The 25466-nt window shown below is 72.1% G+C and carries 24 protein-coding genes and 1 tRNA gene; 15 read left to right on the forward strand and 10 right to left on the reverse strand.

Going from position 1 to position 25466, the window contains the following annotated elements:
• The first annotated feature begins 13 nt into the window (after positions 1-13).
• The 4 genes from OG435_RS17485 (at position 14) to OG435_RS17500 (ending at position 5356) form a co-directional block, all read left to right on the forward strand.
• Positions 14-2089, forward strand: a complete 2076-nt coding sequence (locus OG435_RS17485; protein WP_266877776.1) for a biotin carboxylase N-terminal domain-containing protein — start codon at positions 14-16, stop codon at positions 2087-2089.
• Entirely contained in the window at positions 2086-3018 is a 933-nt protein-coding gene (locus OG435_RS17490) for a hydroxymethylglutaryl-CoA lyase (protein WP_266877777.1), read from the forward strand. Before OG435_RS17485 ends, OG435_RS17490 begins: the two co-directional genes overlap by 4 nt.
• Positions 3019-3026: 8 nt before the next feature.
• Positions 3027-4187 carry an acyl-CoA dehydrogenase family protein gene (locus tag OG435_RS17495; protein ID WP_266877778.1) on the forward strand — a complete coding sequence of 387 codons (1161 nt, stop codon included), beginning with the start codon at positions 3027-3029 and terminating at the stop codon, positions 4185-4187.
• A gap of 125 nt (positions 4188-4312) precedes the next feature.
• The gene (locus tag OG435_RS17500) at positions 4313-5356 is read left to right on the forward strand and encodes an ABC transporter substrate-binding protein (RefSeq protein ID WP_266877779.1); all 1044 of its coding nucleotides are present in this window, start codon (positions 4313-4315) and stop codon (positions 5354-5356) included.
• 100 nt (positions 5357-5456) lie between these two features.
• Here OG435_RS17500 and OG435_RS17505 read toward each other — a convergent pair whose 3' ends face one another.
• Entirely contained in the window at positions 5457-7049 is a 1593-nt protein-coding gene (locus OG435_RS17505; RefSeq protein ID WP_266877780.1) for a beta-N-acetylhexosaminidase, read from the reverse strand.
• Between the two features lie 52 nt (positions 7050-7101).
• On the opposite strand from OG435_RS17505, the gene OG435_RS17510 reads away from it, so the two are divergent.
• The 3 genes from OG435_RS17510 to glmS all read left to right on the forward strand — a co-directional run bounded on the left by OG435_RS17510 (position 7102) and on the right by glmS (position 10373).
• Positions 7102-8082 carry a DUF4429 domain-containing protein gene (locus tag OG435_RS17510; RefSeq protein WP_266877781.1) on the forward strand — a complete coding sequence of 327 codons (981 nt, stop codon included), beginning with the start codon at positions 7102-7104 and terminating at the stop codon, positions 8080-8082.
• Positions 8083-8202: 120 nt separating this feature from the next.
• A complete protein-coding gene (locus OG435_RS17515) occupies positions 8203-8478 on the forward strand; it encodes a hypothetical protein (protein ID WP_214951593.1) in 276 nt (91 codons plus the stop codon).
• A gap of 77 nt (positions 8479-8555) precedes the next feature.
• The gene (glmS, locus tag OG435_RS17520) at positions 8556-10373 is read left to right on the forward strand and encodes a glutamine--fructose-6-phosphate transaminase (isomerizing) (RefSeq protein WP_266877782.1); all 1818 of its coding nucleotides are present in this window, start codon (positions 8556-8558) and stop codon (positions 10371-10373) included.
• Positions 10374-10473: 100 nt separating this feature from the next.
• On the opposite strand, the gene OG435_RS17525 is transcribed toward glmS, so the two are convergent.
• Positions 10474-11040 (reverse strand): acetate uptake transporter, encoded by a 567-nt coding sequence (locus OG435_RS17525; protein WP_266877783.1) that lies wholly within the window; start codon positions 11038-11040, stop codon positions 10474-10476.
• 99 nt (positions 11041-11139) lie between these two features.
• Positions 11140-11670, reverse strand: coding sequence for a universal stress protein (locus OG435_RS17530; protein ID WP_214951587.1), 531 nt, complete (start codon positions 11668-11670; stop codon positions 11140-11142).
• Positions 11671-12145: 475 nt separating this feature from the next.
• Here OG435_RS17530 and OG435_RS17535 point away from each other — a divergent pair, with 475 nt between their 5' ends.
• The 4 genes from OG435_RS17535 (at position 12146) to OG435_RS17550 (ending at position 14876) form a co-directional block, all read left to right on the forward strand.
• Entirely contained in the window at positions 12146-12466 is a 321-nt protein-coding gene (locus OG435_RS17535; RefSeq protein ID WP_430625641.1) for a hypothetical protein, read from the forward strand.
• A gap of 376 nt (positions 12467-12842) precedes the next feature.
• Entirely contained in the window at positions 12843-14012 is a 1170-nt protein-coding gene (locus tag OG435_RS17540) for a helix-turn-helix domain-containing protein (RefSeq protein WP_266877784.1), read from the forward strand.
• A 92-nt stretch (positions 14013-14104) separates the two neighbouring features.
• Positions 14105-14707, forward strand: a complete 603-nt coding sequence (gene orn / locus OG435_RS17545) for an oligoribonuclease (protein WP_266877785.1) — start codon at positions 14105-14107, stop codon at positions 14705-14707.
• 96 nt (positions 14708-14803) lie between these two features.
• A tRNA-His gene (locus tag OG435_RS17550) sits at positions 14804-14876 on the forward strand.
• 51 nt (positions 14877-14927) lie between these two features.
• On the opposite strand, the gene OG435_RS17555 is transcribed toward OG435_RS17550, so the two are convergent.
• Positions 14928-16652: an FG-GAP repeat domain-containing protein gene (locus OG435_RS17555; RefSeq protein ID WP_266877786.1), complete on the reverse strand. Its 1725-nt coding sequence runs from the start codon at positions 16650-16652 to the stop codon at positions 14928-14930.
• Positions 16653-16735: 83 nt separating this feature from the next.
• A complete protein-coding gene (locus tag OG435_RS17560; protein WP_266877787.1) occupies positions 16736-17575 on the reverse strand; it encodes an NAD(P)H-binding protein in 840 nt (279 codons plus the stop codon).
• 102 nt (positions 17576-17677) lie between these two features.
• On the opposite strand from OG435_RS17560, the gene OG435_RS17565 reads away from it, so the two are divergent.
• Both OG435_RS17565 and OG435_RS17570 read left to right on the forward strand, forming a co-directional pair.
• Complete coding sequence (locus OG435_RS17565; RefSeq protein ID WP_266877788.1) at positions 17678-18181, forward strand: MarR family winged helix-turn-helix transcriptional regulator; 504 nt, start codon at positions 17678-17680, stop codon at positions 18179-18181.
• 135 nt (positions 18182-18316) lie between these two features.
• Positions 18317-19603 carry an MFS transporter gene (locus OG435_RS17570; RefSeq protein WP_266877789.1) on the forward strand — a complete coding sequence of 429 codons (1287 nt, stop codon included), beginning with the start codon at positions 18317-18319 and terminating at the stop codon, positions 19601-19603.
• An 82-nt stretch (positions 19604-19685) separates the two neighbouring features.
• On the opposite strand, the gene OG435_RS17575 is transcribed toward OG435_RS17570, so the two are convergent.
• The 5 genes from OG435_RS17575 to OG435_RS17595 all read right to left on the reverse strand — a co-directional run bounded on the left by OG435_RS17575 (position 19686) and on the right by OG435_RS17595 (position 23269).
• Positions 19686-20360, reverse strand: a complete 675-nt coding sequence (locus OG435_RS17575; RefSeq protein WP_266877790.1) for an NADPH-dependent F420 reductase — start codon at positions 20358-20360, stop codon at positions 19686-19688.
• A gap of 139 nt (positions 20361-20499) precedes the next feature.
• Positions 20500-20742, reverse strand: coding sequence for a hypothetical protein (locus tag OG435_RS17580; RefSeq protein WP_266877791.1), 243 nt, complete (start codon positions 20740-20742; stop codon positions 20500-20502).
• 178 nt (positions 20743-20920) lie between these two features.
• Positions 20921-21085 (reverse strand): DUF5993 family protein, encoded by a 165-nt coding sequence (locus OG435_RS17585; protein ID WP_266877792.1) that lies wholly within the window; start codon positions 21083-21085, stop codon positions 20921-20923.
• A gap of 116 nt (positions 21086-21201) precedes the next feature.
• Entirely contained in the window at positions 21202-22575 is a 1374-nt protein-coding gene (locus tag OG435_RS17590) for a sensor histidine kinase (protein WP_266877793.1), read from the reverse strand.
• A gap of 7 nt (positions 22576-22582) precedes the next feature.
• Positions 22583-23269 carry a response regulator transcription factor gene (locus tag OG435_RS17595; RefSeq protein WP_266877794.1) on the reverse strand — a complete coding sequence of 229 codons (687 nt, stop codon included), beginning with the start codon at positions 23267-23269 and terminating at the stop codon, positions 22583-22585.
• Positions 23270-23348: 79 nt separating this feature from the next.
• Between OG435_RS17595 and OG435_RS17600 the strand changes: the two genes are divergently transcribed.
• Together OG435_RS17600 and OG435_RS17605 are read left to right on the forward strand one after the other, a co-directional pair.
• Positions 23349-23894, forward strand: coding sequence for a hypothetical protein (locus OG435_RS17600; RefSeq protein WP_266877795.1), 546 nt, complete (start codon positions 23349-23351; stop codon positions 23892-23894).
• Between the two features lie 77 nt (positions 23895-23971).
• Positions 23972-25465: a class I adenylate-forming enzyme family protein gene (locus tag OG435_RS17605; protein WP_266877796.1), complete on the forward strand. Its 1494-nt coding sequence runs from the start codon at positions 23972-23974 to the stop codon at positions 25463-25465.
• The last annotated feature ends 1 nt before the right edge of the window (position 25466 follow it).

Genomic DNA, 25466 nt, shown 5'->3' on the forward strand with positions numbered 1-25466 from the left:
GAGGACCTCACTGATGTTCAGCACTGTTCTGGTCGCCAACCGGGGCGAGATCGCGGTCCGCGTCATCCGCACGCTGCGGGAGCTCGGCATCCGGTCCGTGGCCGTCTTCAGCGACGCCGACGCGGACGCCCGGCACGTACGGGAGGCCGACACGGCCGTCCGCATCGGCCCGGCGGCGGCCGCAGAGAGCTACCTGTCGGTGGAGCGGCTGCTCGACGCGGCGCGCCGCACGGGCGCCGAGGCCGTCCACCCCGGCTACGGCTTCCTCGCGGAGAACGCCGCCTTCGCGGCCGCCTGCGCGGACGCGGGCCTGGCCTTCATCGGGCCGCCGGCCTCGGCGATCTCCCTGATGGGCGACAAGATCCGCGCCAAGGAGACCGTCAAGGCCGCGGGCGTGCCCGTGGTCCCCGGCTCCTCGGGCAGCGGGCTGTCCGACGCCGACCTGGTCGCCGCCGCCGAGGAGATCGGCATGCCGGTCCTGCTGAAGCCCTCGGCGGGCGGCGGCGGCAAGGGCATGCGGCTGGTACGGGACTCCGCGCTGCTCGGCGAGGAGATCGCGGCGGCCCGGCGCGAGGCGAAGTCCTCCTTCGGCGACGACACCCTGCTCGTGGAGCGCTGGGTGGACCGGCCCCGGCACATCGAGATCCAGGTACTGGCGGACGCGCACGGGAACGTGGTCCACCTCGGGGAGCGCGAGTGCTCGCTCCAGCGGCGCCACCAGAAGGTGATCGAGGAGGCCCCGTCGGTCCTGCTGACGCCGGAGCTGCGGGCCTCGATGGGCGCGGCGGCGGTGGAGGCGGCGCGGTCCTGCGGGTACGTCGGCGCGGGCACGGTGGAGTTCATCGTCCCGGGCGGGGACCCCTCCTCGTACTTCTTCATGGAGATGAACACCCGGCTCCAGGTGGAACACCCGGTCACCGAGCTCGTCACCGGACTCGACCTCGTGGAGCAGCAGCTCCGGGTCGCGGCGGGCGCGGAGCTGGGCTTCGGCCAGTCGGACGTCACCCTCACCGGCCACGCCATCGAGGCCCGCGTCTGCGCCGAGGATCCGGCGCGGGGCTTCCTGCCGTCCGGCGGTACGGTCCTGGCGCTGTCGGAGCCCTCCGGCGGCTCGGTCCGTACGGACTCCGGCCTCGCGGCGGGGGTCGACACCGGGTCCACCTACGACCCGATGCTGTCGAAGGTCATCGCCTACGGGCCCGACCGGGCGGCGGCCCTGCGGGTGCTGCGGGGCGCCCTGGCGGACACCGTGATCCTGGGCGTGCAGACCAATACGGGCTTCCTGCGGAGGCTGCTCGCGCACCCGGACGTCGTCTCCGGCGACCTGGACACCGGTCTGGTCGAGCGGGACCTGGCCGACCTCCTCCCCGAGGGGGTGCCTGCGGAGGTGTACGCGGCTGCGGCCATGCTCTCTGTCCCCCACCCCGCCCCTTCCCGAAACCCTGCGGGGGGCTGGACTGACCCGTTCGACTCCGCCAACGGCTGGCGCCTCGGCGGCACCCCCGCCTGGACGGTCCACCACTTCCGCCTCCCGGGCCAGGACCCGGAAACGGTCCGCACCCGGCCGAGCTCAGCCTCGCCGGCGTTTGAGGCGCGGGGTCTGGGGCAGAGCCCCAGCACCACCGGCCCGCACACGGAACTCCTCCTCGGCGACGCGGAGGGCACCCCGGCCCGGGGCCGGATCGTCGAGCTCACCCCCGAGCACCTCACCGTGGAACTCGACGGGGTCACCCACCGGTTCAGCCACGCCACCTCCCCGGAGGGGACCTGGCTCGGCCGCGACGGCGACTCCTGGCACGTGCAGGCCCACGACCCGGTCGAGGCGAACCTCCGCGGAGCCGGCCGCGGCGGGGCGGACACCCTCGCCGCCCCCATGCCCGGCACCGTCACCGTCGTCAAGGTGGCCGTCGGGGAGAAGGTGACCGCCGGCCAGAGCCTGCTCGTCGTCGAGGCCATGAAGATGGAGCACGTCATCTCCGCCCCGCACGCCGGAACCGTCACCGAACTCGACGTCACCCCCGGCACCACGGTCGCCATGGACCAGGTCCTGGCCGTGGTCACCCCGGACGAGGAGGAGAAGGCCGAATGAACGGGCTTCCGATGAGCTTCGCGGACGAGGGCCTCCCGGCCCGGATCCGGATCCACGAGGTCGGCGCGCGCGACGGGCTGCAGAACGAGAAGACGTCCGTCCCGACCCATGTGAAGGCCGAGTTCGTGCACCGGCTGGCTGCCGCGGGGCTCACCACCATCGAGGCCACCAGCTTCGTGCACCCCGGGTGGGTCCCCCAGCTGGCCGACGCCGACGAGCTGTTCCCCCTCCTCGCGGACGTACAGGCCGCGCTGCCGGTCCTCGTCCCCAACGAGCGCGGGCTCGACCGCGCGCTCGCGCTCGGTGCCACCCGGATCGCCGTCTTCGGCTCCGCCACCGAGACCTTCGCCTCCCGCAACCTCAACCGCACCGTCGCCGAGTCCCTCGCGATGTTCGAGCCCGTCGTGGCCCGCGCCAAGGACCACAAGGCACACGTGCGCGGCTACCTCTCCATGTGTTTCGGCGACCCCTGGGAGGGCCCGGTCCCGGTCCACCAGGTGGTCGGCGTCGCCAAGGCCCTCCTGGACCTCGGCTGTGACGAGCTGAGCCTCGGCGACACCATCGGCGTCGCCACCCCGGGGCACGTGCAGACCCTCCTCTCCGAGCTCAACGAGGAGGGCGTGGGCACCGACCGGATCGGCGTGCACTTCCACGACACTTACGGCCAGGCCCTGTCCAACACCCTCGCCGCGCTCCAGCACGGCGTGACCACCGTCGACGCGTCCGCGGGCGGCCTCGGCGGATGCCCGTACGCCAAGAGCGCCACGGGCAATCTCGCGACCGAGGACCTCGTCTGGATGCTCGACGGCCTCGGCATCGAGACCGGGGTCGATCTGGCCGCCCTCACCGCCACGAGCGTGTGGATGGCCGAGCAGTTGGGGCGTCCCAGCCCCTCCCGTACCGTCCGCGCCCTCTCCCACAAGGAGTAACGAAGACCATGGCCCTCGACCACCGGCTCACCCCCGAGCACGAGGAACTCCGCCGCACCGTCGAGGCGTTCGCGCACGATGTGGTGGCGCCCAAGATCGGCGATCTGTACGAGCGGCACGAGTTCCCGTACGAGATCGTCCGCGAGATGGGCCGCATGGGCCTGTTCGGCCTGCCCTTCCCGGAGGAGTACGGCGGCATGGGCGGCGACTACCTCGCCCTCGGCATCGCCCTGGAGGAGCTGGCCCGCGTCGACTCCTCGGTCGCCATCACCCTGGAGGCCGGCGTCTCGCTCGGCGCCATGCCCCTGTACCTCTTCGGCACCGAGGAGCAGAAGCGGGAGTGGCTGCCGCGGATGTGCTCCGGCGAGATCCTCGGCGCCTTCGGCCTGACCGAGCCCGGCGCGGGCAGCGACGCGGGCGGCACGCGCACCACCGCCGTCCGGGACGGCGACGAGTGGGTGATCAACGGCTCCAAGTGCTTCATCACCAACTCCGGTACGGACATCACCGGTCTGGTCACCGTCACCGCCGTGACGGGCCGCAAGGCTGACGGCCGCCCGGAGATCTCCTCGATCATCGTCCCGTCCGGCACCCCGGGCTTCACCGTGGCCGCCCCCTACTCCAAGGTGGGCTGGAACTCCTCGGACACCCGTGAGCTGTCCTTCGACGGCGTACGGGTCCCCCTCGCCAACCTGGTCGGCCAGGAGGGCCGCGGCTACGCCCAGTTCCTGCGGATCCTCGACGAGGGCCGCGTGGCCATCTCGGCGCTCGCGACGGGCCTGGCGCAGGGCTGCGTGGACGAGTCGGTGAAGTACGCCAAGGAGCGGCACGCCTTCGGCAAGGCGATCGGCGACAACCAGGCCATCCAGTTCAAGCTGGCGGACATGGAGATGCGCGCCCACATGGCCCGGATCGGCTGGCGCGACGCGGCCTCCCGGCTCGTGGCCGGGGAGCCGTTCAAGAAGGAGGCGGCCATCGCGAAGCTCTACTCCTCGACGGTGGCGGTCGACAACGCGCGCGACGCCACGCAGATCCACGGCGGCTACGGGTTCATGAACGAGTACCCGGTGGCCCGTATGTGGCGCGACTCCAAGATCCTGGAGATCGGCGAGGGCACGAGCGAGGTGCAGCGCATGCTGATCGCCCGTGAGCTGGGGCTTTCCGTCTAGCGACGGTCGGTGGTGCGGTACGGGGCCCTCCCCTTGGAGGGCCCCGTACGGCGTTCAAGGAAGGTTAGGCTAACCTTCCTATCGACGCCCGAGCCGCCCCCCGTACGCACGAAGTGGACACCCCCATGCCCAAGTCCCGCTCCTCCCTCCTCACCCGCCGCGGCCTCATCGCGGCAGGCGGCGCCCTCGGCCTCGTGGCCGCGCTCACCGCCTGCGGTGGCGGCGACTCCGCGAAGGACGGTTCGGGCGACAAGGGCGACTCGGCCGCCTCCGGCCCCTGGAGCTTCAAGGACGACCTCGGCAAGAACGTCACCACCAAGTCCGCGCCGAAGAACATCGTCGCCTTCAGCGGCACCGCGGCCGCGCTGTACGACTACGGCGTCCAGGTCAAGGGCGTGTTCGGTCCGACCAAGGCCGCCAACGGCGAGCCCGACGTGCAGGCCGGTTCGATGGACATCTCCAAGGTCGAGATCCTCGGCAACGCCTGGGGCCAGTTCAACATCGAGAAGTACGCGTCCCTCCAGCCCGACCTCCTGGTCACCAACACCTGGGACGGCTCCTACTGGTACGTGCCGGACGAGTCCAAGGACAAGATCCTGGGGCTCGCCCCGGCCGTCGCGATCGGCGCCGGCGGCGACGTCACGATGGACAAGGCCCTGGCCCGCACCGCGGAGCTGGCCAAGTCCCTGGGCGCCGACCTGAACGCCAGGAAGGCCGTGGACGCCAAGGCCCGCTTCGAGGCCGCCTCCGCCAAGGTCCGCGAGGCCGTCAAGGCCAACCCCGGCATCAAGGTGCTCGTCGGCTCGGGCGACGCGGACCAGTTCTACATCTCCACGCCGAAGACCGCGGCCGACCTGAGCTACTTCCAGCAGCTGGGCGTCGAGTTCGTCACCCCGGACAAGCTCGACGAGGGCAGCACCTTCTTCGAGAGCCTCAGCTGGGAGAACGCCGGCAAGTACGCGGCCGACCTCGTCCTGCTCGACAACCGCAGCAAGACCCTCCAGCCGGAGCAGCTGACGAAGGACAAGCCCACCTGGAACGCCCTCCCCGCCGTCAAGGCCGGCCAGGTCGCCCCGCGCTCCGCCGAGCCCGTCTACTCGTACGACAAGTGCGCGCAGATCCTGGAAGACCTCGCGAAGGCCGTCCAGAACGCCAAGAAGGTCAGCTGACCCGGCACCCCGGTCGTACGGGACCCCGACGAGGACCCGACCGCGGAGCTCTGGCCGCCCGGCGGAACGGGTGTTCCGGAAGCCGGCCTCAGGACCGCCGTCAGGACCACGGCACGTCCGGTGCCCGGTGGTAGGTGATGTCCTGGGCGTCCAGGCGCGGGGCCTGCGCCGCCAGGCGGACGCGGTACGAGGTCCAGTCGTGGGTGGCGGCCGGGGACCAGCCCAGTTCCGCGAGGCCCAGGACGCGCGGGAAGGCCATCAGTTCCCAGTCGCCCCGCGTCGCGATGGTCTCCGTCCAGAGCGGGGCCTCCACACCGAGGACCGCGGACTCCGGGAGGTCCGTCAGATAGGCCCCGGGGTTCCAGTCGTAGGCGCGGCGCACCGGTACGTACCCGGCCCAGGCCAGTCCCGGCTTCGTCTCCTTGTCGTACTTCATGTCCAGGTAGAGCCGGTCCGCCGGGGACAGGATCACCGGGCTGCCCGCCTTGGCCGCCGCGGCCACCGCCGCCTTCTCGGCCGCCGCCGTGCGGTCGTGGCCCCAGTACTGGAGGACCGCGCCGGGGGTCGGCCGGGCCGTCGCGAGCTGGTGCCAGGCCACCACCGTCTTGCCGTGCTTGGCCACCACCGCCTGGGCCCGGTCCATGAAGGCCGCGTAGTCCGCCGCGGGCGTGGAGTGGGCCTCGTCGCCGCCGATGTGGAGGTACGTGCCCGGGGTCAGCTCCGCGAGCTCCCCCAGCACCTGGTCGATGAACGCGTAGGTCCGCTCCTCCCCCACGCACAGCGAGCTGAAGCCGACCTTGATCCCGGTGTAGCGCTCGCGCGCCTTGCCGTCGCAGTTCAGCTCGGCGTAGGCGGCCTGCGCGGCGTTCACGTGGCCGGGCATGTCGATCTCGGGGACCACGTCCACGTACCGCTCCGAGGCGTACGCCACCAGGTCCCGGTACTCGTCCTTCGTCCAGTGCCCGCCGGGTCCGCCGCCGACCTCGCTCGCGCCCCCGTACTCCGCCAGCCGCGGCCAGGAGTCGATCGCGATGCGCCAGCCCTGGTCGTCGGTCAGGTGCAGGTGCAGGGTGTTGACCTTGTACTGCGCGAGCTGGTCGACGTACCTCTTGACCTGCTCCACCGTGAAGAAGTGGCGGGCCACGTCCACCATCGCCCCCCGGTACGCGAAGCGCGGCGCGTCCGTGACCGTGCCGCCCGGCACCGTCCCCGGGCCGGACACCGGCAGGAGCTGGCGCAGCGTCTGGCCGGCGTGGAAGAGGCCCGCGGGCGTGCGGGCGGTGAGGGTGACCCCGCCGGGCCCGGACTCCAGCCGGTAGCCCTCCTCCCCCGCCCCCTCGGCCTCCGCGTCGATCCGCAGCCGGATCCCGTCGCCCTGCGCGCCGTCGACCACGGGCAGCGGCAGCCCGCTGGGGCCGCGCAGCTGCTCGGCGAGGAGTTCGCCGACCTTGCGGACCTCCTCGTCGCCGGTCGGGCCGGTACGGATGACCGTGCCCGGGCCGAAGGCGTACCCCGGGCCCCCGGCGCGGGCGGAGACGGGCGCGGGCAGGAGCCGTTCGTAGGGCGCGAGCGCGACGGGAGGCTCGTCGCCCGGCCGGGCGTCGTCCCCCCTCGCGGCGCCGGAGCAGGAGGCGGCCGCGGGGACGGCGGCGAGGACCAGGAGGGCGGCGAGCATGCGTCGCGGGACTCTCATGCGCATAGGTATAGGCCAACCGGGCCCGTGGGGCCGGTGCGAGAATCCAAGGATGGCGGAAATCATCCAGAAGGACGGCACATGGACCTTCGACGGGGACGCGGTGCGCATCGTGCCGGGCCGCGACAAGGGGGTGGGACTGCTGCGCCAGACGCTGGGCGAGGTGCTCGTCCCGCTGCGCGCGCTGGCCGGCATCTCCTACGAACCGGGGCGCAAGGCGGGCCGGCTGCGCCTGCGGCTGCGTGACGGCGCCGACCCGCTGCTCCAGGTGACGGGCGGCCGGCTGCCGGAGGCCTCCGACCCGTACCGGCTGACCGTGGAGCCGGACCGAGGCGGGGTGGCGGAGTACTTCGTGGACGAGGTGCGCAACGCCCTGCTGCTGGACCAGGTGGACGCCGGGCCCGCCGACTCCTACCTGCTGCCGGGACCCGCCGTGCCGATCGCGGTCGGCGCGGGCGACGGGACGGTCGCCTTCGACGGCGACCGGGTGTCCCTGGAGTGGAACTGGACCACGGAAGAGGCGAAACGGTCCGGCGGGGCCCGGGCGTTCAGGGTCGCGGACCTGCGGTCGGTGGAGTGGGCCCCGTCCCGGGGGCTGGAGAACGGGTGGATCCGCTTCGCCCTGGCCGGCGCCGGCCAGAGCGCGGCGCCGAAGTACGACCCGCACACGGTGGAACTGTTCGGCTTCAAGAAGGACCCGCTGATGGCACTGGTCGCGGCCGCCGTCGCGGTCCGCATGCCGCACCCGGCGGCGCCCTCGCCGGAGCCCGATCCGTCACCCTCCCCCTCGTTCCCGCCCTCCTTCGCGCCCGCGCCCTCGCTCCCGCCCGCGCCCTCGCTCCCGCCCGCGCCCGCGCTCCCGCCCGCGCCCGCGCCCGGCCCGGCCGCCGCACCGGCCCACGCCCCCGCTCCAGCGGAGGACCACGACGCCCTGCTGCGCCGGCTGCGCGAGCTGGGAGAGCTGCATCAGGCGGGGATCCTCACGGCCGAGGAGTTCTCGACGGCGAAAGCAGCGATTTTGGGTCGTTTCTGACCATCGAAGACCGGAATGCCGCATCACCAAGCAGGCCTCCCCTGGTCCAGACCAGCGAGATCCTGCCCGATTCCGGGCAGAATTTTTGCGTTCTGCGGCTCGTACCGCCAATATCGACGGATGCCCGACCGCCGCCCGTCGCACGACGACCTCGTCGACCACTTGGTGCGCAGCACCTCGCTCCAGCGGGGCGAAGCCGCCCGAGTGGTGCTCGACGTCCTCGCGTACTTCGACGAGAGCACCGAGGAGTTCGTGCGCCGGCGCCACCGTGAGCTCCAGTCCGGGGGCGCGGTCAACGCTGACATCTTCGAGCGGATCGCGGCAGAACTGCCGCACCGCGCCGTGGCGCCGCCGGAGCTCTCGCTCCGGCAACTGCGCCGCATCGTCTACGGCTGAGCACCACCCCCGGCCGCACGCCGGGGCGCTGCAGGGCAGCGGCAAGAGCAACCGAACTTCAGGAGGGGAAAGACCTTATGTGCGGAATCGTGGGTTACATCGGCAAGCGTGACGTGGCACCGCTGCTGCTGGAGGGCCTGCAGCGACTCGAGTACCGCGGCTACGACTCCGCGGGCATCGTCGTCAACAGCCCGAAGGCCGCGGCCCTGAAGGTCGTCAAGGCCAAGGGCCGCGTACGCGAGCTGGAGTCCCGGGTCCCCAAGCGCTTCGCCGGCACCACCGGCATCGCCCACACCCGCTGGGCCACCCACGGCGCCCCGAGCGACATCAACTCCCACCCGCACCTGGACGCCGACAACAAGGTCGCCGTCGTGCACAACGGCATCGTCGACAACGCCTCCGAGCTGCGCGCCAAGCTGGAGGCCGACGGGGTCGTCTTCCTCTCGGAGACCGACACCGAGGTGCTCGTCCACCTCATCGCCCGCGCCCAGGCCGACACCCTGGAGGAGAAGGTCCGCGAGGCGCTCAAGGTCGTCGAGGGCACCTACGGCATCGCCGTCATGCACGCCGACTTCCCCGACCGCATCGTCGTGGCCCGCAACGGCTCCCCGGTCGTCCTCGGCATCGGCGAGAAGGAGATGTTCGTCGCCTCGGACATCGCCGCGCTCGTCGCCCACACCCGCCAGATCGTCACCCTCGACGACGGCGAGATGGCGACCCTGAAGGCCGACGACTTCCGGACGTACACCACCTCCGGTACGACGACCACCGCCACGCCCGAGACCGTGGAGTGGGAGGCCGCCTCCTACGACATGGGCGGCCACGACACGTACATGCACAAGGAGATCTCCGAGCAGGCCGACGCGGTCGACCGCGTCCTGCGCGGGCGGATCGACGACCGCTTCAACACCGTCCACCTGGGCGGCCTGAACCTGGACCCGCGCGAGGCGCGCGGCATCCGCCGGGTCAAGATCCTGGGCTGCGGCACCTCGTACCACGCCGGTCTGATCGGCGCGGGCCTCATCGAGAGCCTGGCCCGCATCCCCGCCGACGCCGAGCCGGCCTCGGAGTTCCGCTACCGCAACCCGGTCGTGGACCCCGACACCCTCTACATCGCCGTCTCCCAGTCCGGTGAGACGTACGACGTGCTCGCGGCCGTGCAGGAGCTCAAGCGCAAGGGCGCCCGCGTCCTCGGCGTGGTCAACGTGGTCGGCTCCGCGATCGCCCGCGCCGCCGACGGCGGCGTGTACGTGCACGCCGGCCCCGAGGTCTGCGTCGTCTCCACCAAGTGCTTCACCAACACGGTCGTGGCCTTCGCGCTGCTCGCCGTGCACCTCGGCCGCATCCGCGACCTGTCCGTCACCGACGGCAAGCGGATCATCGACGGCCTGCGCAAGCTGCCCGCGCAGATCCAGGAGATCCTGGACGGCGAGGAAGACATCAAGAAGCTGGCCGCCGAGTACGCCGAGGCCAAGTCGATGATGTTCATCGGCCGCGTCCGGGGCTACCCGGTGGCCCTGGAGGCCTCCCTGAAGCTCAAGGAGATCTCCTACATCCACGCCGAGGCCTACCCCGCCTCCGAGCTCAAGCACGGCCCGCTGGCCCTCATCGAGCCCTCGCTGCCGACGGTCGCCATCGTCCCGGACGACGACCTGCTGGAGAAGAACCGCGCGGCGCTCGAGGAGATCAAGGCCCGCAGCGGCCGGATCCTGGCGGTCGCCCACACCAAGCAGGAGAAGGCCGACCACACGATCCTCGTGCCCAAGAACGAGGACGAGCTGGACCCGATCCTGATGGGCATCCCGCTGCAGCTGCTGGCGTACCACACCGCCCTGGCCATGGGCCGGGACATCGACAAGCCGCGCAACCTGGCGAAGTCCGTCACGGTCGAGTAGGTCGCCCAGCCCGCGTAGCCCGCGTAGCTCGCGTGGCTCGCACGCACGAAGAAGGCCCCCGGGGATCCCCCGGGGGCCTTCTCCTGTGGTGCGGCGTCCGTCAGCTCGCGGCGACCGCGCCGCGCGAACCCTTTCCGAAGGCCATCGGCCAGCTCGCCAGCGCCGCGGTGGCCCCGTACCAGGCCAGCAGTCCGGAGAGCGCCGCCACCCAGCCGGCCGCCTTGGCCAGCCCGTCGTTCTCGGCGAAGGCGCCTATCGCCAGGAGCAGCAGGGAGAGGGTGAACAGGCCGTACACGCCCTGCCCGAACAGCCCGCGCGAGGCCGAGGCGGCGAGGGTCAGTGCCAGCATGGCGAACAGGACGAGGAACAGTCCGGCCGCGTGTGCCGAAACCTTTCCGTCGGCTCCGTTGGCCCAGGTGAACCAGAAGGCTCCGATGCCCGCGAACGCGGTGCCGTTGAAGCCGTTGCCGCCCCGGTACTCCATGACTCCGAGGACGAACAGGGCGAGACCGCCGAGGAATGTCGCGAGCGACACGGAGTTGGCCACGGTGACACCGTCGATGATCCCGGTGTGGCCGATACCGAACGCGAGAAGGGTGAGACCCAGGGCGATGTGCCCGAGGGTCGAAGTCGAGGCCGTGCTTCCCGCAGAGACACCATTGTCCACGGCGGGCTCCCTTCGATCTGCAGTTGTTTGCTGCGTCCCAGCAGCCTTTATTTACCCCTTACATGGGGGTGCACAACCGCACAATCGACATACAGTCGGTTACGGGATGACAACGACCGGTCGCTGCGCCCGCTTCGCCAGCCGGCCCGCCACCGATCCGAAGATCCGGCCGACGATCCCGTGCGTGGAGCCGACCACGATGGCGTCCGCCGAGTACTCCCGGCCGACCTCCTCCAGCTCGTGGCAGATGTCCCCGCCGCGCTCGACGAGGATCCACGGCACCTCGGACAGGTAGTCCGCGCAGGCCAGCTCCAGACCCAGCACCTCGGTGCGGTGGTCCGGCACGTCCACGAAGACCGGTGGCTCGCAGCCGGCCCACACGGTGGTGGGCAGCCGGTTCGCCACGTGGACGATGATCAGACCGGATCCGGAGCGACGGGCCATGCCGATCGCGTACGCGAGAGCGCGCTCACTGGACGTGGATCCGTCGAAGCCCACCACGACCCCGTGCCGGAAGGCCGGGTCGCATGGATGACGTGGTTGTTCCACCGCGCGCAGGTCGGCCGATTCTGGATCGGCGAGTCGTTTGCGCTTGCGGTCCGCGGGTTCGGAGAATTCGTGACCGGCCATGGGTGTCTCGGCGAAGAGGTCCTCAGGGGAAGGGACAAGGGGACGGGGCGCCAGTAGGCGGAAGCGACGATTCAAGCGGGACGATTCCAGAAAATGACAACTCAGTGTGACCGAGCTCTGTCCGGGAAGCATCTTCCCAAGCCCATACCCACCAGGGTACGGCGACACTCCTGTGCTGCACAGGTCATGCCGCCCTTGGAGAGCGTCCAAGGGAGCATGCCGCAGCCACGCCTCCTTGGCAATGTCCGCTGCCCCCTACAGCCAGTGACCGGGAGCACCCCATCGGGTGTGTGCCACCCCTGCGCGCAGTGACCGAGCCGCGCCGCACGCCGTTGGGTACGAGTCCGACCGTCCAGGAAGAGCCCGCAGGGAGCACGCCGTGCCCGGTCGTCCGGTTCACCCCGTCCAGCCCGCTCAGTCGCCCGCTCAGCCGAAGCAGTCCGTCCACATGCCGCCCCCTCCCCTTCACTCGTCCGTGCAGCCCTCCCGGCGGCCCCAGGAGGACCCGGCGGGTGACGTGGTGCGCTGGGCGGCCTTCAGCTGCCTGCTCGTCCCCGTGGTCCTCGTCGTCTACGGGACCTCCTTCGGCGGGGCCGCCGTCGCCACCCTGGGCCTCGCGGCCGTCACGGCGGCCTGCCGGGTGCTGCTGCGGCACTCGGAACGGGCGGAGCGGAATGCCGCCCGTGTCCTCGCGGAGGACCGATTGACGCCCGCCCACCGGGGCCGGCATTCGCGCGCCGGGGCCGGAACCCAGCGCGGATGTCAGGTTTCCAGCGGGATGTCCCCTCAGGACTGACCGATTCGCACATCCACACCCGCATGTTTTCAGCCAACTTCCCGGCAGGTCCCCCTCCTTGCCGGAATGTCCCCCCGCCCCCCTCACCATCAGCGACTACGGGGTTACCAGGGGGCTTTGACCCTACGAGTACTGGCCATGGCCGGACAGTGCGCTTTCCACCCGGGTAGCGGAGTGGAACGCTTCCTGATCGAATGTTTTTCGCCAAGTTGCCAAGTCGACATAGCGCTGCGTGCTGAACTTGTCACGCCGACACCACGGGACGCAGTAGATTCGATCATGTATTTACGGCGGGGGAGCCACGTGCAAGGCCGAGGGGATACGTGCAGGTGCGACCAGACCAAGGAGTCGCGACACCCAAGGGGGGCTTAGCGCCATGAGCCAGGATTCCACCGCCGTCGTCGTAGACGGCAGGAAGCTCGCGGGGCGTCGCCGCAGGGAGATCGTCGCGGTGCTGCTCTTCAGCGGCGGACCGATCTTCGAGAGCTCCATTCCACTTTCCGTGTTCGGCATTGACCGGCAGGACGCGGGAGTTCCACGCTACCGACTGCTCGTGTGCGCCGGTGAGGACGGTCCGCTGCGGACCACCGGCGGACTCGAACTGACCGCGCCATACGGGTTGGAGGCGATCGCCCGGGCAGGCACGGTCGTCGTCCCCGCGTGGCGTTCCATCACCTCACCGCCGCCGCCGGAGGCGCTCGACGCGCTGCGTCTGGCGCACGAGGAGGGGGCCCGGATCGTCGGCCTGTGCACGGGTGCGTTCGTGCTCGCCGCCGCCGGCCTGCTGGACGGCCGGCCCGCGACGACGCACTGGATGTACGCGCCGACGCTGGCCAAGCGCTACCCGTCCGTCCACGTCGATCCGCGCGAGCTGTTCGTCGACGACGGCGACGTGCTGACGTCCGCGGGCACCGCGGCCGGAATCGATCTGTGCCTGCACATCGTGCGCACGGACCACGGCAGCGAGGCGGCGGGCGCACTGGCCCGCAGGCTCGTCGTCCCGCCGCGCCGCACGGGTGGCCAGGAACGCTACCTCGACCGGTCGCTGCCGGAGGAGATCGGCGCCGACCCGCTGGCCGAGGTCGTCGCCTGGGCACTGGAACACCTCCACGAGCAGTTCGACGTGGAGACGCTGGCGGCGCGCGCCTACATGAGCAGGCGCACCTTCGACCGGCGGTTCCGCTCGCTCACCGGCAGTGCGCCGCTCCAGTGGCTGATCACCCAGCGGGTGCTTCAGGCGCAGCGGCTGCTGGAGACCTCCGACTACTCGGTCGACGAGGTCGCCGGACGCTGCGGGTTCCGCTCACCGGTCGCGCTGCGCGGGCACTTCCGCCGCCAGCTGGGGTCCTCCCCGGCCGCCTACCGCTCCGCCTACCGGGCCCGTCGCCCGCAGACGGACGTGGCCCAGGTGGCTCAGCTGTCGGAGTCGCCGGTTCCGCACCAGCGCACTCCGCAGCCGCAGCGGGCCGCCGCGGCACTGGCCGCGGCCGGTTCCACGGTGACGGAGCTGTACGCCCCGGGCCGGGTGCTGCGCGAGCACGCGTAGCCGCGCATCAGCAGGTCCTGGGAAGGTCCCCCGCGTCAGTGGTCACCTCGGTGGTCACCGATGCGGGGGACCTTCCGCATAAGGTGGGGCGCATGAACGATCGCATGGTGTGGATCGACTGCGAGATGACCGGGCTCTCGTTGACGGACGACGCACTTATCGAGGTGGCCGCACTGGTCACCGACTCGGAGCTCAACGTGCTCGGCGAAGGCGTGGACATTGTGATCCGCCCGCCGGACGCGGCCCTGGAAACCATGCCCGACGTGGTGCGCGAGATGCACACGTCGTCCGGCCTGCTCGACGAGCTGGCCGGCGGGACCACCCTCGCGGACGCGGAGGCACAGGTCCTGGCCTACGTACGGGAACACGTGAAGGAACCCCGCAAGGCCCCGCTCTGCGGAAACACGGTCGGTACCGACCGCGGCTTCCTGCTGCGCGACATGGCCGCGCTGGAGGGGTACCTGCACTACCGGATCGTGGACGTGTCCTCGATCAAGGAGCTGGCACGCCGCTGGTACCCGCGCGCCTACTTCAACAGCCCGCCGAAGAACGGCAACCACCGGGCGCTCGCGGACATCAAGGAGTCCATCGCCGAGCTGCGCTACTACCGGGAGGCCGTCTTCGTGCCGCAGCCCGGTCCGGACTCGGACACGGCGCGCACCATCGCCGCCAAGCACGTCGTCCCCGGCGCCTAGCACCCACCGCGAAGGGGTGCGGGGAAAGGGGGGAGCGAGCACCCTCCCGGACCCTGTACCCTTTTCTTCGGCCGGTCGGTTTTCCGACCGGACATGGTGGGTGTAGCTCAGTTGGTAGAGCACCTGGTTGTGGTCCAGGTGGCCGCGGGTTCAAGTCCCGTCACTCACCCTGACGAGAAGGCCCCGGTCCGCGAAAGCGGGCGGGGGCCTTCCGCGTTTCCTAGAACAGCAGGTTGTACGTGCCGAAGCCGGTGCCGATCTTCACCCCGGCGGCGTACGGCTTCGCGGCGACTCCCGTGCCCTGGTAGAGCCACAGGCTGCCGGCCTTGTCCCGGGCCACCAGGTCGGCCTTGCCGTCGGAGTTCAGGTCACCCGGCGCGACGATCGAGTTGAAGATCTGCCAGTTGGTGCCTATCTGCTGCTTGGGCGCGAACGGCTTCGCAGCCGCCCCCGTGCCCTGGTACAGGTACAGCTTCCCGGCCTTGTCCCGGGCCACCATGTCGGGCTTGCCGTCACCGGTCAGATCGACACCGCCCACCAGCTGGTCGTAGATGCTCCAGCCGCGGCCGACCTGCACCCTGGTCTCGAACGGCCTCGAGTTCAGCCCCGTGCCCTGGTACAGCCACAGGACACCCGCGGTGTCCCGCGCCAGCAGGTCCGCCTTCTTGTCGCCGGTCACGTCGGAGACACCGACCAGCGTGTCGTAGACGTTCCAGCCGGCACCGACGCGTATGCGGTTCTTGTAGATGCTGCCGTCACCCGAGGTCGGGAGGAGCCACAGGACCCCGTCCTTGTCCCGCCCGACGGCACCCCGCCCGGTGCTCTGGATGGTCACCGGCGCCAGCCGGGTCAGCGCGGTGTACCGGTTCCAGTCGAAGGTGCCGCCGACCGGGTCGACCGGCGCGAACGGCTCGGCGACCTTGCCCGTGCTCTTGTAGTCCCACAGACCGCCCGCGGCGTCGCGGCCCACGATCCGGTACCGCTGGGTCACCGGTATCGAGCTGGAGATCGCGAAGTCCGAGGCCGCCGCCGGGATGAAGCCCCAGCCGCCGGTGTACACCTCGTAGGCCGAAGCCGCGCTCAGCTTCCACGCCGGCGTGGTCGCATCGGCCGTCAGCCCGTAGGTGACCGTGTAGTCACCGGGCTTCGCGATGTCGCAGCGGATCTCGTGGCCCCAGCCGATCTCGCCGAAGGAGTGATCGCACTCGGCACCGGCCACGCCACCCGCTTGGACACCGGTCACCGTGACCTTCAGCTCGTCCTGGTCCCACCGGCGGAAGCCCGCCGCCGGGGAGAGGCTCACCTGCAGCCTGCCCTTGTCGACCGCGTGCAGCTTCACCGTCTGCATCACCGAGCCGCCGGCCGCCAGCGCCGGCGTCGACTGTGTGACGGTGTTCTGCGCCACGTGCGCCTTGCTCTTCACCGTGACCGTGGCATGCGCCCGACGCGGACCGATCGCCTTGGATCCCGCGGTCTGCGCCTCCTTGATGCCCGCGGTGATGCTGGCCCCACGCGGCACGTAGACGAGGCCGTAGTAGGCCGTCACGCCGTGCGCCGTCGAGCTCGGAGCCGATATCTGGGGATACGGGTTGTTCCACCCGTTCAGGTTGCACAGGTACACGCCGGCGATCCCGGCCTTCGGTGCACAGCTCTCCGTCAAGGCCACCTTCAGCCCGGTCGGCGCTCCACCGCCGGACCAGCCGGCGTCCGTGAGCGGCTTCTTGCTCACTACGTAGACGTAGGTGCCGTCCGCCTTTCCGTCGCCGGTCCCGCCGGTGCTCGACGGAGCCAGCTCGGCCCACCCCTCACCCGGCATGAGGACCTTGTCCTCGACCGGACTGAAGTAAAACCCCGGATCCCCGGCCGCCATGGCCGTGCCCGCGCCGGCGATACCGCCGGTGACCACCAGCGCCACCGCGACACCGGCTCCCAAAAGCCTCTTCATGTTCCCCCCTGGGAAATCGATCAACCGGCGGACGCTAGCACGCACCATCGTCGGCCGATGCCGTCGGGGCCACCCTTGATCGCCTACGCCCTGAAGGCGTCCGCATGGTCCGCAGACCAGGTCTCGAAGGTGCGCGGCGCGTGGCCCGTGAGCCGTTCCAGGTCGTCCGTGAGGTCGACCGGAAGCCCGTCCGAGGCGGCCCAGAAGTCGAGCAGGGCTTCCGCGTACGGCCCCGGTATGTAGCCGTCGACCTCGGACTTCCACTGCTCACGGGAGACGGGCTCGAAGGGTATGGGGCGGCCGAGGGTGTCGCCCAGTAGGGCCAGCTGGGCGGTGAAGGTCAGCGCCTGCGGGCCCGTCAGGGTGTACGCGCGACCCCCGAGCGCGGGGTCGGCCAGGACCGCGAGGGCGGCTTCGGTGAGGTCGCTCTCGTGGACCGGGTCGCTGTACGCACCCGGGAACGGCAGGTGCACCGGGCGGCCCGATTTCAGCGACCAGTCCCAGCCGAGGGCATTGCTCGCGAAGGACCCGGGGCGCAGAAGGGTGGTGCGCAGCGGGGAGGCGAGGAGGGCCCGTTCCACCGCGAGGTGGGAGGCGGCGAGGGGGCTGTCGGCGGCGTCGAGGGCGAGGACCGAGGAGGAGGACAGGAGGACGACGTGTTCGACCCCGGCACGGACGGCCTCCTTCACGAAGGCGTCGATGGCTGCGGCCTCGGCGTAGAGGAAGACGGAGCGGACGCCGGCGAGGGCTTCGGGGAAGGTCGCGGGATCGGTGAGGTCGCAGCGGACGGTGCCGGGCGAGTCCGGCTCGCGGGATGCGCGGCGGTACGGGACACCGCGGGCGGCGAGGAGGGACGAGAGACCACGGGCGACGGAGCCGCGGCCACCGGTGACGAGGATATTGGGCATCGGGGTGTTCGACATGGCGGATTCCTGCTCTTCCTGTCCTAGACTGCATACGTGACGCAGATTCTGCGTGACGCAATCTCTGCGTCACGCAGATAAATTTGAAGCACGGAGAAGCCGATGTCAACCGATTACGCTCGTTCGAGTGATGAGTGGACCCGCGCCGAGCTGCTCGCGCGCATCGTCACCGAGAGCCAGCGGCATTACGCCGACTACTCGCTCTTCAACCAGGCCATGGCCGACCACGTCGGCCTGCACCCCACCGACATGCAGTGCGTCGCCCTCCTCGACATGGAGACCGAGCCGGTCAGCACCGGTGACATCGCCCGCCTCACCGGACTGACCTCCGGCTCCGCCACCCGCCTCGTGGACCGCATGGTCAAGGCCGGCGTCGTCGAGCGGCACGCCGACCCGAACGACCGCCGCCGCTCCCTCGTCGCCCTCTCCCCCAGCGCCCGCGAACGGATCGGCGCCGCCTGGGAGACCCCCGGCCGCGCCTTCGGCGCCGTGCTGGCGAGCTACTCCGACTCCGAACTGGCCGTCATCGCCGACTACCTGCGCCGCGCCGCCGAGGTCGGCCGCGCCCAGGCCAAGCGGCTGACCTCGGGCGACTCCGCCCCGTAGAGACCCTTCCCCGGCGCCTCCCCGGCCCTTTACCGGCCCTTCCCAACCGGCCCGCTCCGGCGTTAGCGTCCAGCCCAACGGGCAACGGCGCGCGCCGGAGAAACGGGAGGGTCGGCGTGCGGCTGGAGGTTGTCCATGTCCACGCCCGCACCCGCCGGCTTCCGCGGGGTGTTCGCCCTCGGTGGCCGGGCCCTGCCCGTCCACGGGTTCCTCGCCCGCCTGCCCGCCGCGCTGTGTCCCATCGGGACGCTGCTGCTCATCAACGAACGCGACGGCATCGGCGACGCCGGGACCGTCGCCGCCGCCCTCTGGCTCGGCCAGGCCCTCGGCGGCCCGGTCATCGGCCGGCTCGCCGACCGGCGCGGACACCGGCCCGTCCTGCTCGTCGCCTGCGTCGCGAACGCCGTCGTGCTCCTCGCCCTCGTCGCCGCCGTCCTGGGCGGGCTGCCGCTCGCCGCCCGCCTCGCGCTCGCCGTCGCGGCCGGCCTCACGGCGGCCCAGGTCGGACCACTGGCCCGGGCCCGGTGGGCGCGGCTGGCCGGGGAGGACAAGGCCCTGGTCGGGGCGGCGCTCTCCTTCGACACCACCCTCGACGAGGTCGGCTTCATGGTGGGGCCCGCACTGGCCGGGATCCTCGCGGTGACCGTCCACCCCGCATCGGCGCTCGTGCTCGCGGCCACCCTGGGCCTGGTGTTCGGGACGCTCTTCGCCCTGCATCCCACGGCGCCGGGCCCGATGGGACAGGTCGGCGCCGCCGCGCGGGGCGACGTACGCCTGTGGTCTCCGGGGCTCGCCCTGCTGTTCCTCGTGGCCGTCCTGCAGGGCGCCGCCTGGAGCGGGGCCAATACCGGGGTCAACGCCCTCGCCGTGGCCGTCGGTTCCCCCGGGGCCGCCGGGCTCGTGTGGGCCGCCATGGCCGTGACCAGCTCGGTGGCCGGCTTCGTGACCGTGGCCCGGCCCGGTACGGCCGGCCTGACCGTCCGGCTGCGCCGGACCATCGCCGCCCAGGCCCTGCTGACGCTTCCGCTGCTCGCCGTGTCCGGCCTGTGGGGCGCGGCCTTCGCCGTCGCCGGGATCGGACTGGCGGTCGCCCCGCACCTGATCGCACTGTTCGGCCTCGTCGAACGGGCCGGACCCGCACGGCGGATGGGCGAGGCCATGACCCTGGCCGGCAGCGGTCTGATCATCGGCCAGGCACTGGCCGCGGCGGCCACCGGTCCGCTCGCCGCAGCCTACGGGTACCGGGCGGCCTTCGCCGTCTCCTGCACGGCCGCGGCCGCCTCCGCGGGCCTGGCGTGGGCGGCCGCCGACAAGGTCCTGGGGCCGGCCCTGACACCGGTCCCGGTGCCCGGGCTCAGCCCGGGCTCTTCATCGCCGCCAGCCCCTTCGCCAGACCGGACGCCCTCGTGGAGGCCGAAGTAGGCGGCCTCCGGCTTCACCGTGTCCATGGTCCGGGAGGCGGCACCATCTCCGCCTCCGTCCGGGCGGGGCCGACCCCCTCCGCCTATTCCGTCCGGTTCGCGCCCTGGATGTGGAAGTTGAAGTCCGTGTGCCCGAGCGTCCCCATCAGCCGGAGCCAGACCGGCAGCAGCATCTCGGTGCCCCGTGCGCTCTCGATGCCGCCCAGATCGATGACGGTGTGCTCGCTCCAGTCGAAGGAGTAGAGGAGTTCCCGTACGGCCTTCTTCGCCTCGGCGTCCTCACCCGAGAGGAACACCGTGTGGTTGCCGGGCACCCGGCCCGGGTCGACCATGACCTGGCAGTTCATCGTGTTCAGCGTCTTGACCACGCGCAGCCCCGGGAAGGTCCGCTGGATCAGCTCGCCCAGGCTGTCGCTGTCCACCGGGTCGAGCCCGGGCGGGAACCCGCGCGAGAAGTCCAGCGGGTTCGCGATGTCGATCAGGATCTTGCCGTCCAGGTGTGCGGCGTCGGCCTCCGTCAGGGCGGCCACGCTGACCTGCCCGCCCGTGGCGTTGACGAGCACCTCGCCGCGCCGCGCCGCCTCCGCGAAGGGGGCCAGGGCCGCCGCCGGGTGGTCCTGCTGCCACCCCGCGTACTCGGCGCGCTCGAGGGTGGCCCCGGGATCCCGGGTCCCGATGACCACCTCGTGGCCGAGGGAGAGCAGCCGGGCGGCCACCGTACGGCCGACGATCCCGGTGCCGAGCACTGCGTAGCGCATGACGGTTTCCCCTCGCATACGGAAGGAACGGAAGGTCCCAAGGACTCAAGGAATCGAGGAATCAGGGAGAAAGGCGGACCCACTCAATCAGGTCGTACGGATTCCCGCACGGGAGCCGTCAACTCCGCGCCAACCTCAGCTAGTCCAGGATTCCCACGTCGTAGAAGAACTGGTAGCGCGTCGGGAACATCTCGCTCCCGTACCCCTTGTCGCCGGGCAGGACGTGCAGCATCGTCTGCCGCCACGAGGCGAACGAGCCGGCGGTCACGGCGACCAGCGACAGGCCCCAGCCCATCATGTAGTCGCGGCCGGTCACCGACCCGCGCGACAGCGCCGTCCGGACGATGTGGGCCGCCCCCATCGCCGCCAGCAGCATGAACATCCGCTGCACGATGCAGAGCGGGCACGGGTACTCCCCTTCCCGAACTGGTAGAAGAGCCCGCCGCACACCACCCCCGTCCAGCCGACGGCGAAGGCGCACGCGAACCAGAACTGGACCCGGCCCAGCAGTCCGCCCTCCAGCGGCGGCTCCGGGAGCAGGCTGGACATCGCGGCCACGGTCAGTAGCTCAAGGTGAGGGCGAGGCCGCTGGTGATGTGGTGCGCCATCAGCAGGATCACGGCGAGGAGCACGAGCCACCAGGCACCGAGCACGACGAACCGCGGGGAGTCCCGGTACATCGCGATCGAGGTGGCGAGGAGGCCGCCGAAGACGAGGGTGTCCATGGCGCGGACCGTACCGACAGGGGGACATACCGGACGCGCGGCGCGCCCCGCCGCCGCAGGGTTACATCGGTTGCGCCCCCGCCCGCCACAGGGCCCCCACCTGCAACAGGGTCACGTCAGTTGCGCCGCCGCTTGCGCCGCCCGCGTCCGGCCCGGGCGGACTCGCCCCGCGTCCGCCCGTCCAGCGCGATCCACACCCGCACCTCGGTACCGCCGAGCACCGAGCGCCCCAGCCGCACGTCCCCGCCCGTCGACTCCGCGACCCTCCGTACGATGTCCAGCCCCAGGCCCGTGGACCCGTCGCGGCCGCCGTCGTTACCGCGCCGCAGGGCCGCGTCGGGATCGGCGATGCCGCCCCCCGCGTCCGAGACGAGCACGATGACCGCGTCGCCCGCGTCGTGCACGTCCACCGCGAAGGGGGTGCCCTCGGGGGTGTGCCGGAACACGTTGCCCAGCATGGCGTCCAGCGCCGCGGCGAGCTCCGGCCGGGCCACGGGAATGCGTACCGTACGGTCCACCCCCGCGAGCCGCACCTCGCGGCCCTCGTCCTCCGCCAGCGCCGACCAGAACCCCATCCGGTCGCGGATCACCTCGGAGGCGTCGCAGCCGGCTCCCGGCCCCTGCGCGGCGGCCGGGCGCTGCTCGCGGGCGGTACGGATGATCGTGTCGACCTCCCGCTCCAGCTGCTCCACGGCCGCCCGGGTCTGCTCCGCGGCCGGGCCGTCGCCGAGCGAGGCCGCGTTGAGGCGCAGCACCGTCAGCGGGGTCCGCAGCCGGTGCGAGAGGTCGGCGGCCAGCTCCCGCTCGTTGGCCAGGAGTTCCACCACCTGGTCCGCCATCGAGTTGAACGCGACGGCCGCCGAGCGGAGTTCCTTCGGCCCGTCCTCCGGGACCCGCGCCCCCAGCCGGCCCTCGCCCAGCCGGTGCGCGGCGTCCGCGAGCCGCTCGGCGGGCCGCACCAGGCGGGCGCCGAGCCGGTCCGCGACCGCCACCGAGCCCACGATCAGGGCGAGTCCGACGCCCGCGAGAATCACCCAGGCGGTGGCGACGCCATTGCTGACCTCGCTCTCCGGCACCAGGATCTCCACCACGGCGATGTCCCCGGAGCCGAGCGCCACGGGCTGGAGCATCGCGAAGCCGCCGCCCGCCACCGGGGCCGTCGCGGCCCGCCCGATCCGCCGGACCTCGGAGACGGCGCGCTCGCCGGCCCAGCCGTCCCCGATGTCCACGCGCGGGTCTTCCCCGACGGCCGGCACGTGCACGGCCATCCGCCGGTCGGCGCCCATCTGCGTGGACTCCACGGCCTTGCGCAACTGCGCCGGGTCGGTGGTGATGGACAGCGTCGGCCCGATGGTGGCGGCCTGCCGCTCGGCGTTGGAGAACGCCCGGTCACTGGCCATCTCCTGGACGACCAGCCCGAGCGGTACGGCGAAGGCCACGACCACCATCACGGTGACCGCGAGGCACACCTTGACCAGCGCCCACCTCATCGGCGGATCACTGCGGCGGCTCCAGCTTGACCCCGACCCCCCGCAGCGTGTGCAGGTAGCGCGGACTGGCGGCGGTCTCGCCGAGCTTGCGGCGCAGCCACGACAGGTGGACGTCGATGGTCTGGTCGTCTCCGTACGACTGCTGCCAGACCTCGGCGAGCAGTTCCCGGCGGGCCACGACCACGCCCGGCCGCCCGGCCAGGAAGGCCAGCAGGTCGAACTCCCGCCGCGTGAGGTCCAGTACCGCCCCGTCCAGCTCGGCCTGCCGGCGCAGCGGGTCGATGGCGAGACCGCCGACGCGCAGGACCCGGGAGGGCGGTTCGGCGTCGGCCGCCTGGGTGCGGCGCAGGACGGCTGCCATCCGGGCGGAGAGGTGTTCCACGGAGAAGGGTTTGGTCAGGTAGTCGTCGGCGCCGTCGTTGAGCAGCCGGACGATCTCCGCCTCGTCGTCGCGGGCGGTCGCGATGATGACGGGCACGTCGGTGATCCCGCGCAGCATCTTGAGCGCCTCGGCGCCGTCCAGGTCGGGCAGTCCGAGGTCGAGGATCACCACGTCGAAGCGGTGGTGGGCGACCTCGCGCAGCGCCTCCAGGGCGGTGCCGACGCTGCGCACGGTGTGCGAGGCCTCGGTCAGGTGCCGGATGAGGGCGGAACGTACGAACTGGTCGTCCTCGACCACGAGCACACTAGCCATGGCCCGCACCGTAGCCCATTCGGGGGACGCCGAGGGGTGCCGGGCCGGGTCTGGGACGGGTGGTGCAGTATGTCCCCCGATGCGACGAGCACATGTCGGTAGAGCAGTCAGCCATGCGGGGGCCTGGACCCTGGCGACCGGGGCGGCCGTGACGCTGTCCTGGTGGGGCGTGCACTCGGTCATGTCCGGGACCGCCTACGATCCTCCGCTCGCCGTGCCGCTGGCCACGCAGCCCCGCTCCTCCTCCACACACCAAGCGCAGCCGCCGGAGCCGACGCCCTCGCCGTCGGCTTCCCCGTCGCCATCGCCGTCCGCGTCGACGGCGCCGGCCTCCCCCTCCCCTTCCTCCAAGCCTTCCGCGACGCCCACCCCCCGTTCGCAGCGGGGGCAGGGGCCCCCGGGCGAGAACGTGAAGGCGTACAGCGTCTCGGGCGGCCGGGTCGTCTTCGGTCTCGGCGCCACCTCCGCCGAGCTGGTGTCGGCGACCCCGCTGGCCGGCTGGCGGATGCAGGTCTGGAAGCAGCCGTCCTGGATCCGCGTCACCTTCACCCGTGACGGCCGCGAGGTGTCGGTGTTCTGCACCTGGCACGACCACCCGCCGCTGGTGGAGATCGTCGACCCGTAGACGGCGGGGCCGGTGGACGGCAGGCCCGTAGACGGCCGGCCCGGAGACGGCCCGGGCCCGCCGGATACCGTGGCGCCATGAGCACCGGCGCGCGCTACGTCACCGACCTGATCGACGCCTGCGAGCGGTACGCGGACCGCCCAGCCTTCGGTTCCGGTCCCTGGGTCCTGACCCACTCCGAGGTGCTGGCCTGGACGTACCGGCTGGCCGGCGCCCTGGCCGAGCTGGGCATCCGGCGCGGCTCCGGGCTGGCCTGCGTATCGGCGGGGAACCCGCCCGAGACCCTTCTCGTACGGCTGGCGGCGCACGTGCTGGGCGCCCGGCTGACCCATGTGTGCGTCGGCCCCACCACCCACGGACTCGACCACCTGCTACGGGACTGCGAGCCCGCCCTGGTGGTCCACGACACCCCGGTGCCGCCGGACCCGGGAGCCCGCATCGCCCTGGCCGCGCTGCTGGAGCTGGCCTCCGCCCGGGAGGCCCTGCCCGTCGCGGTGGCCGCGCGCGGCGAGGACGTGGCCCGGGTGACCTACACGGGCGGTACGACGGGCCGGCCGAAGGGGGTGGCCTCGACCTTCGCCGCCATGGCGGCCCGCACGGCCACCCGCACCGACTCCCCTCACACGGCTCCCCTCACCTTCGTCTCGACCGACTCCCTCTCCCAGCGCTCCGGCGGCCGGTGCCTGGAGCAGCTGCGCGTCGGCGGCCGCTCCGAGATCCTGCACCCCTTCGGCACCCGGGAGTTCGCCGAGGCCTGCCGGCGGCTCGGGCCCGCGTCCACGTACCTGACGCCGTCGATGCTGTACCGGCTGCTCGACGACCCGGAGACCGCCGACGGCGTACCCGGCCTGGTGCGCGTCTCCTACGGCGACTCCCCCGTCCACCCGGAGCGGCTGCGGCGGGCGCTGACCCGGTGGGGTCCGCAGGTGCGCTGGACCCAGGGCTACGGGTTGAACGAGGCTGGGGTGCTCAGCCGGCTCTCCCCCGCCGACCACGACGCGGCGGCCGCCGACCGCCCCCACCTGCTCGGCTCCGTGGGCCGTCCGGCGCCCGGCGTGGAGGTCGGGGTACGGGGCTGCGCGCCCGGGGCGACCGGGGAGGTGTGGGTGCGCTCCCCGATGGTGATGGCGGGCTACCGCAACCAGCCCGCCCTGACCGCCGAGGTCCTGCGCGACGGCTGGCTGCGCACCGGGGACGTCGGCCATTTCGACGCCGACGGGTACCTGTACCTCGACGACCGGGTCAAGGACGTGGTCATGGTGCACGGGGCCAACATCTACTGCGGCCCGATCGAGGCGGCCCTGACCCGCCACCCCGCGGTGGCCCGGGCGGCCGTCGTGGGGCGGACGGACCCGCTCACCGGGGAGGCGGTGTGCGCCTTCCTCGTCGCGGCCCCCGGCCACGCCCCGACGGACGCGGCGGCGGCCGAGGCGTGCGCACGGGTCGCGGCGGAGCTGGCGCCGGGGCAACGGCCGGCGGCGGTGTTCTGGCTGCCGGAGCTCCCGCTGACGGACCGCGGCAAGCCGGACAAGCGCCGCCTGCGCGAACTGGCCGCCGGCTCGGCCGACTAGA

The sequence above is a fragment of the Streptomyces sp. NBC_01264 genome (genome assembly GCF_026340675.1).
Lineage (GTDB): Bacteria > Actinomycetota > Actinomycetes > Streptomycetales > Streptomycetaceae > Streptomyces.

What these genes read in the sequence shown, in the direction of transcription:
- OG435_RS17570 (WP_266877789.1), top strand. Translation starts at nt 18,317, where the DNA reads ATGTCCACGCCCGCACCCGCCGGCTTCCGCGGGGTGTTCGCCCTCGGT.
- OG435_RS17565 (WP_266877788.1), top strand. Translation starts at nt 17,678, where the DNA reads ATGTCAACCGATTACGCTCGTTCGAGTGATGAGTGGACCCGCGCCGAG.
- OG435_RS17555 (WP_266877786.1), bottom strand. Translation starts at nt 16,652, where the DNA reads ATGAAGAGGCTTTTGGGAGCCGGTGTCGCGGTGGCGCTGGTGGTCACC.
- orn (WP_266877785.1), top strand. Translation starts at nt 14,105, where the DNA reads ATGAACGATCGCATGGTGTGGATCGACTGCGAGATGACCGGGCTCTCG.
- OG435_RS17580 (WP_266877791.1), bottom strand. Translation starts at nt 20,742, where the DNA reads ATGTTCATGCTGCTGGCGGCGATGGGGGCGGCCCACATCGTCCGGACG.
- OG435_RS17505 (WP_266877780.1), bottom strand. Translation starts at nt 7,049, where the DNA reads ATGAGAGTCCCGCGACGCATGCTCGCCGCCCTCCTGGTCCTCGCCGCC.
- OG435_RS17575 (WP_266877790.1), bottom strand. Translation starts at nt 20,360, where the DNA reads ATGCGCTACGCAGTGCTCGGCACCGGGATCGTCGGCCGTACGGTGGCC.
- OG435_RS17530 (WP_214951587.1), bottom strand. Translation starts at nt 11,670, where the DNA reads ATGGCCGGTCACGAATTCTCCGAACCCGCGGACCGCAAGCGCAAACGA.
- OG435_RS17560 (WP_266877787.1), bottom strand. Translation starts at nt 17,575, where the DNA reads ATGTCGAACACCCCGATGCCCAATATCCTCGTCACCGGTGGCCGCGGC.
- OG435_RS17510 (WP_266877781.1), top strand. Translation starts at nt 7,102, where the DNA reads ATGGCGGAAATCATCCAGAAGGACGGCACATGGACCTTCGACGGGGAC.
- OG435_RS17595 (WP_266877794.1), bottom strand. Translation starts at nt 23,269, where the DNA reads ATGGCTAGTGTGCTCGTGGTCGAGGACGACCAGTTCGTACGTTCCGCC.
- OG435_RS17585 (WP_266877792.1), bottom strand. Translation starts at nt 21,085, where the DNA reads ATGGACACCCTCGTCTTCGGCGGCCTCCTCGCCACCTCGATCGCGATG.
- glmS (WP_266877782.1), top strand. Translation starts at nt 8,556, where the DNA reads ATGTGCGGAATCGTGGGTTACATCGGCAAGCGTGACGTGGCACCGCTG.
- OG435_RS17605 (WP_266877796.1), top strand. Translation starts at nt 23,972, where the DNA reads ATGAGCACCGGCGCGCGCTACGTCACCGACCTGATCGACGCCTGCGAG.
- OG435_RS17540 (WP_266877784.1), top strand. Translation starts at nt 12,843, where the DNA reads ATGAGCCAGGATTCCACCGCCGTCGTCGTAGACGGCAGGAAGCTCGCG.
- OG435_RS17495 (WP_266877778.1), top strand. Translation starts at nt 3,027, where the DNA reads ATGGCCCTCGACCACCGGCTCACCCCCGAGCACGAGGAACTCCGCCGC.
- OG435_RS17485 (WP_266877776.1), top strand. Translation starts at nt 14, where the DNA reads ATGTTCAGCACTGTTCTGGTCGCCAACCGGGGCGAGATCGCGGTCCGC.
- OG435_RS17500 (WP_266877779.1), top strand. Translation starts at nt 4,313, where the DNA reads ATGCCCAAGTCCCGCTCCTCCCTCCTCACCCGCCGCGGCCTCATCGCG.
- OG435_RS17590 (WP_266877793.1), bottom strand. Translation starts at nt 22,575, where the DNA reads ATGAGGTGGGCGCTGGTCAAGGTGTGCCTCGCGGTCACCGTGATGGTG.
- OG435_RS17600 (WP_266877795.1), top strand. Translation starts at nt 23,349, where the DNA reads ATGCGACGAGCACATGTCGGTAGAGCAGTCAGCCATGCGGGGGCCTGG.
- OG435_RS17490 (WP_266877777.1), top strand. Translation starts at nt 2,086, where the DNA reads ATGAACGGGCTTCCGATGAGCTTCGCGGACGAGGGCCTCCCGGCCCGG.
- OG435_RS17515 (WP_214951593.1), top strand. Translation starts at nt 8,203, where the DNA reads ATGCCCGACCGCCGCCCGTCGCACGACGACCTCGTCGACCACTTGGTG.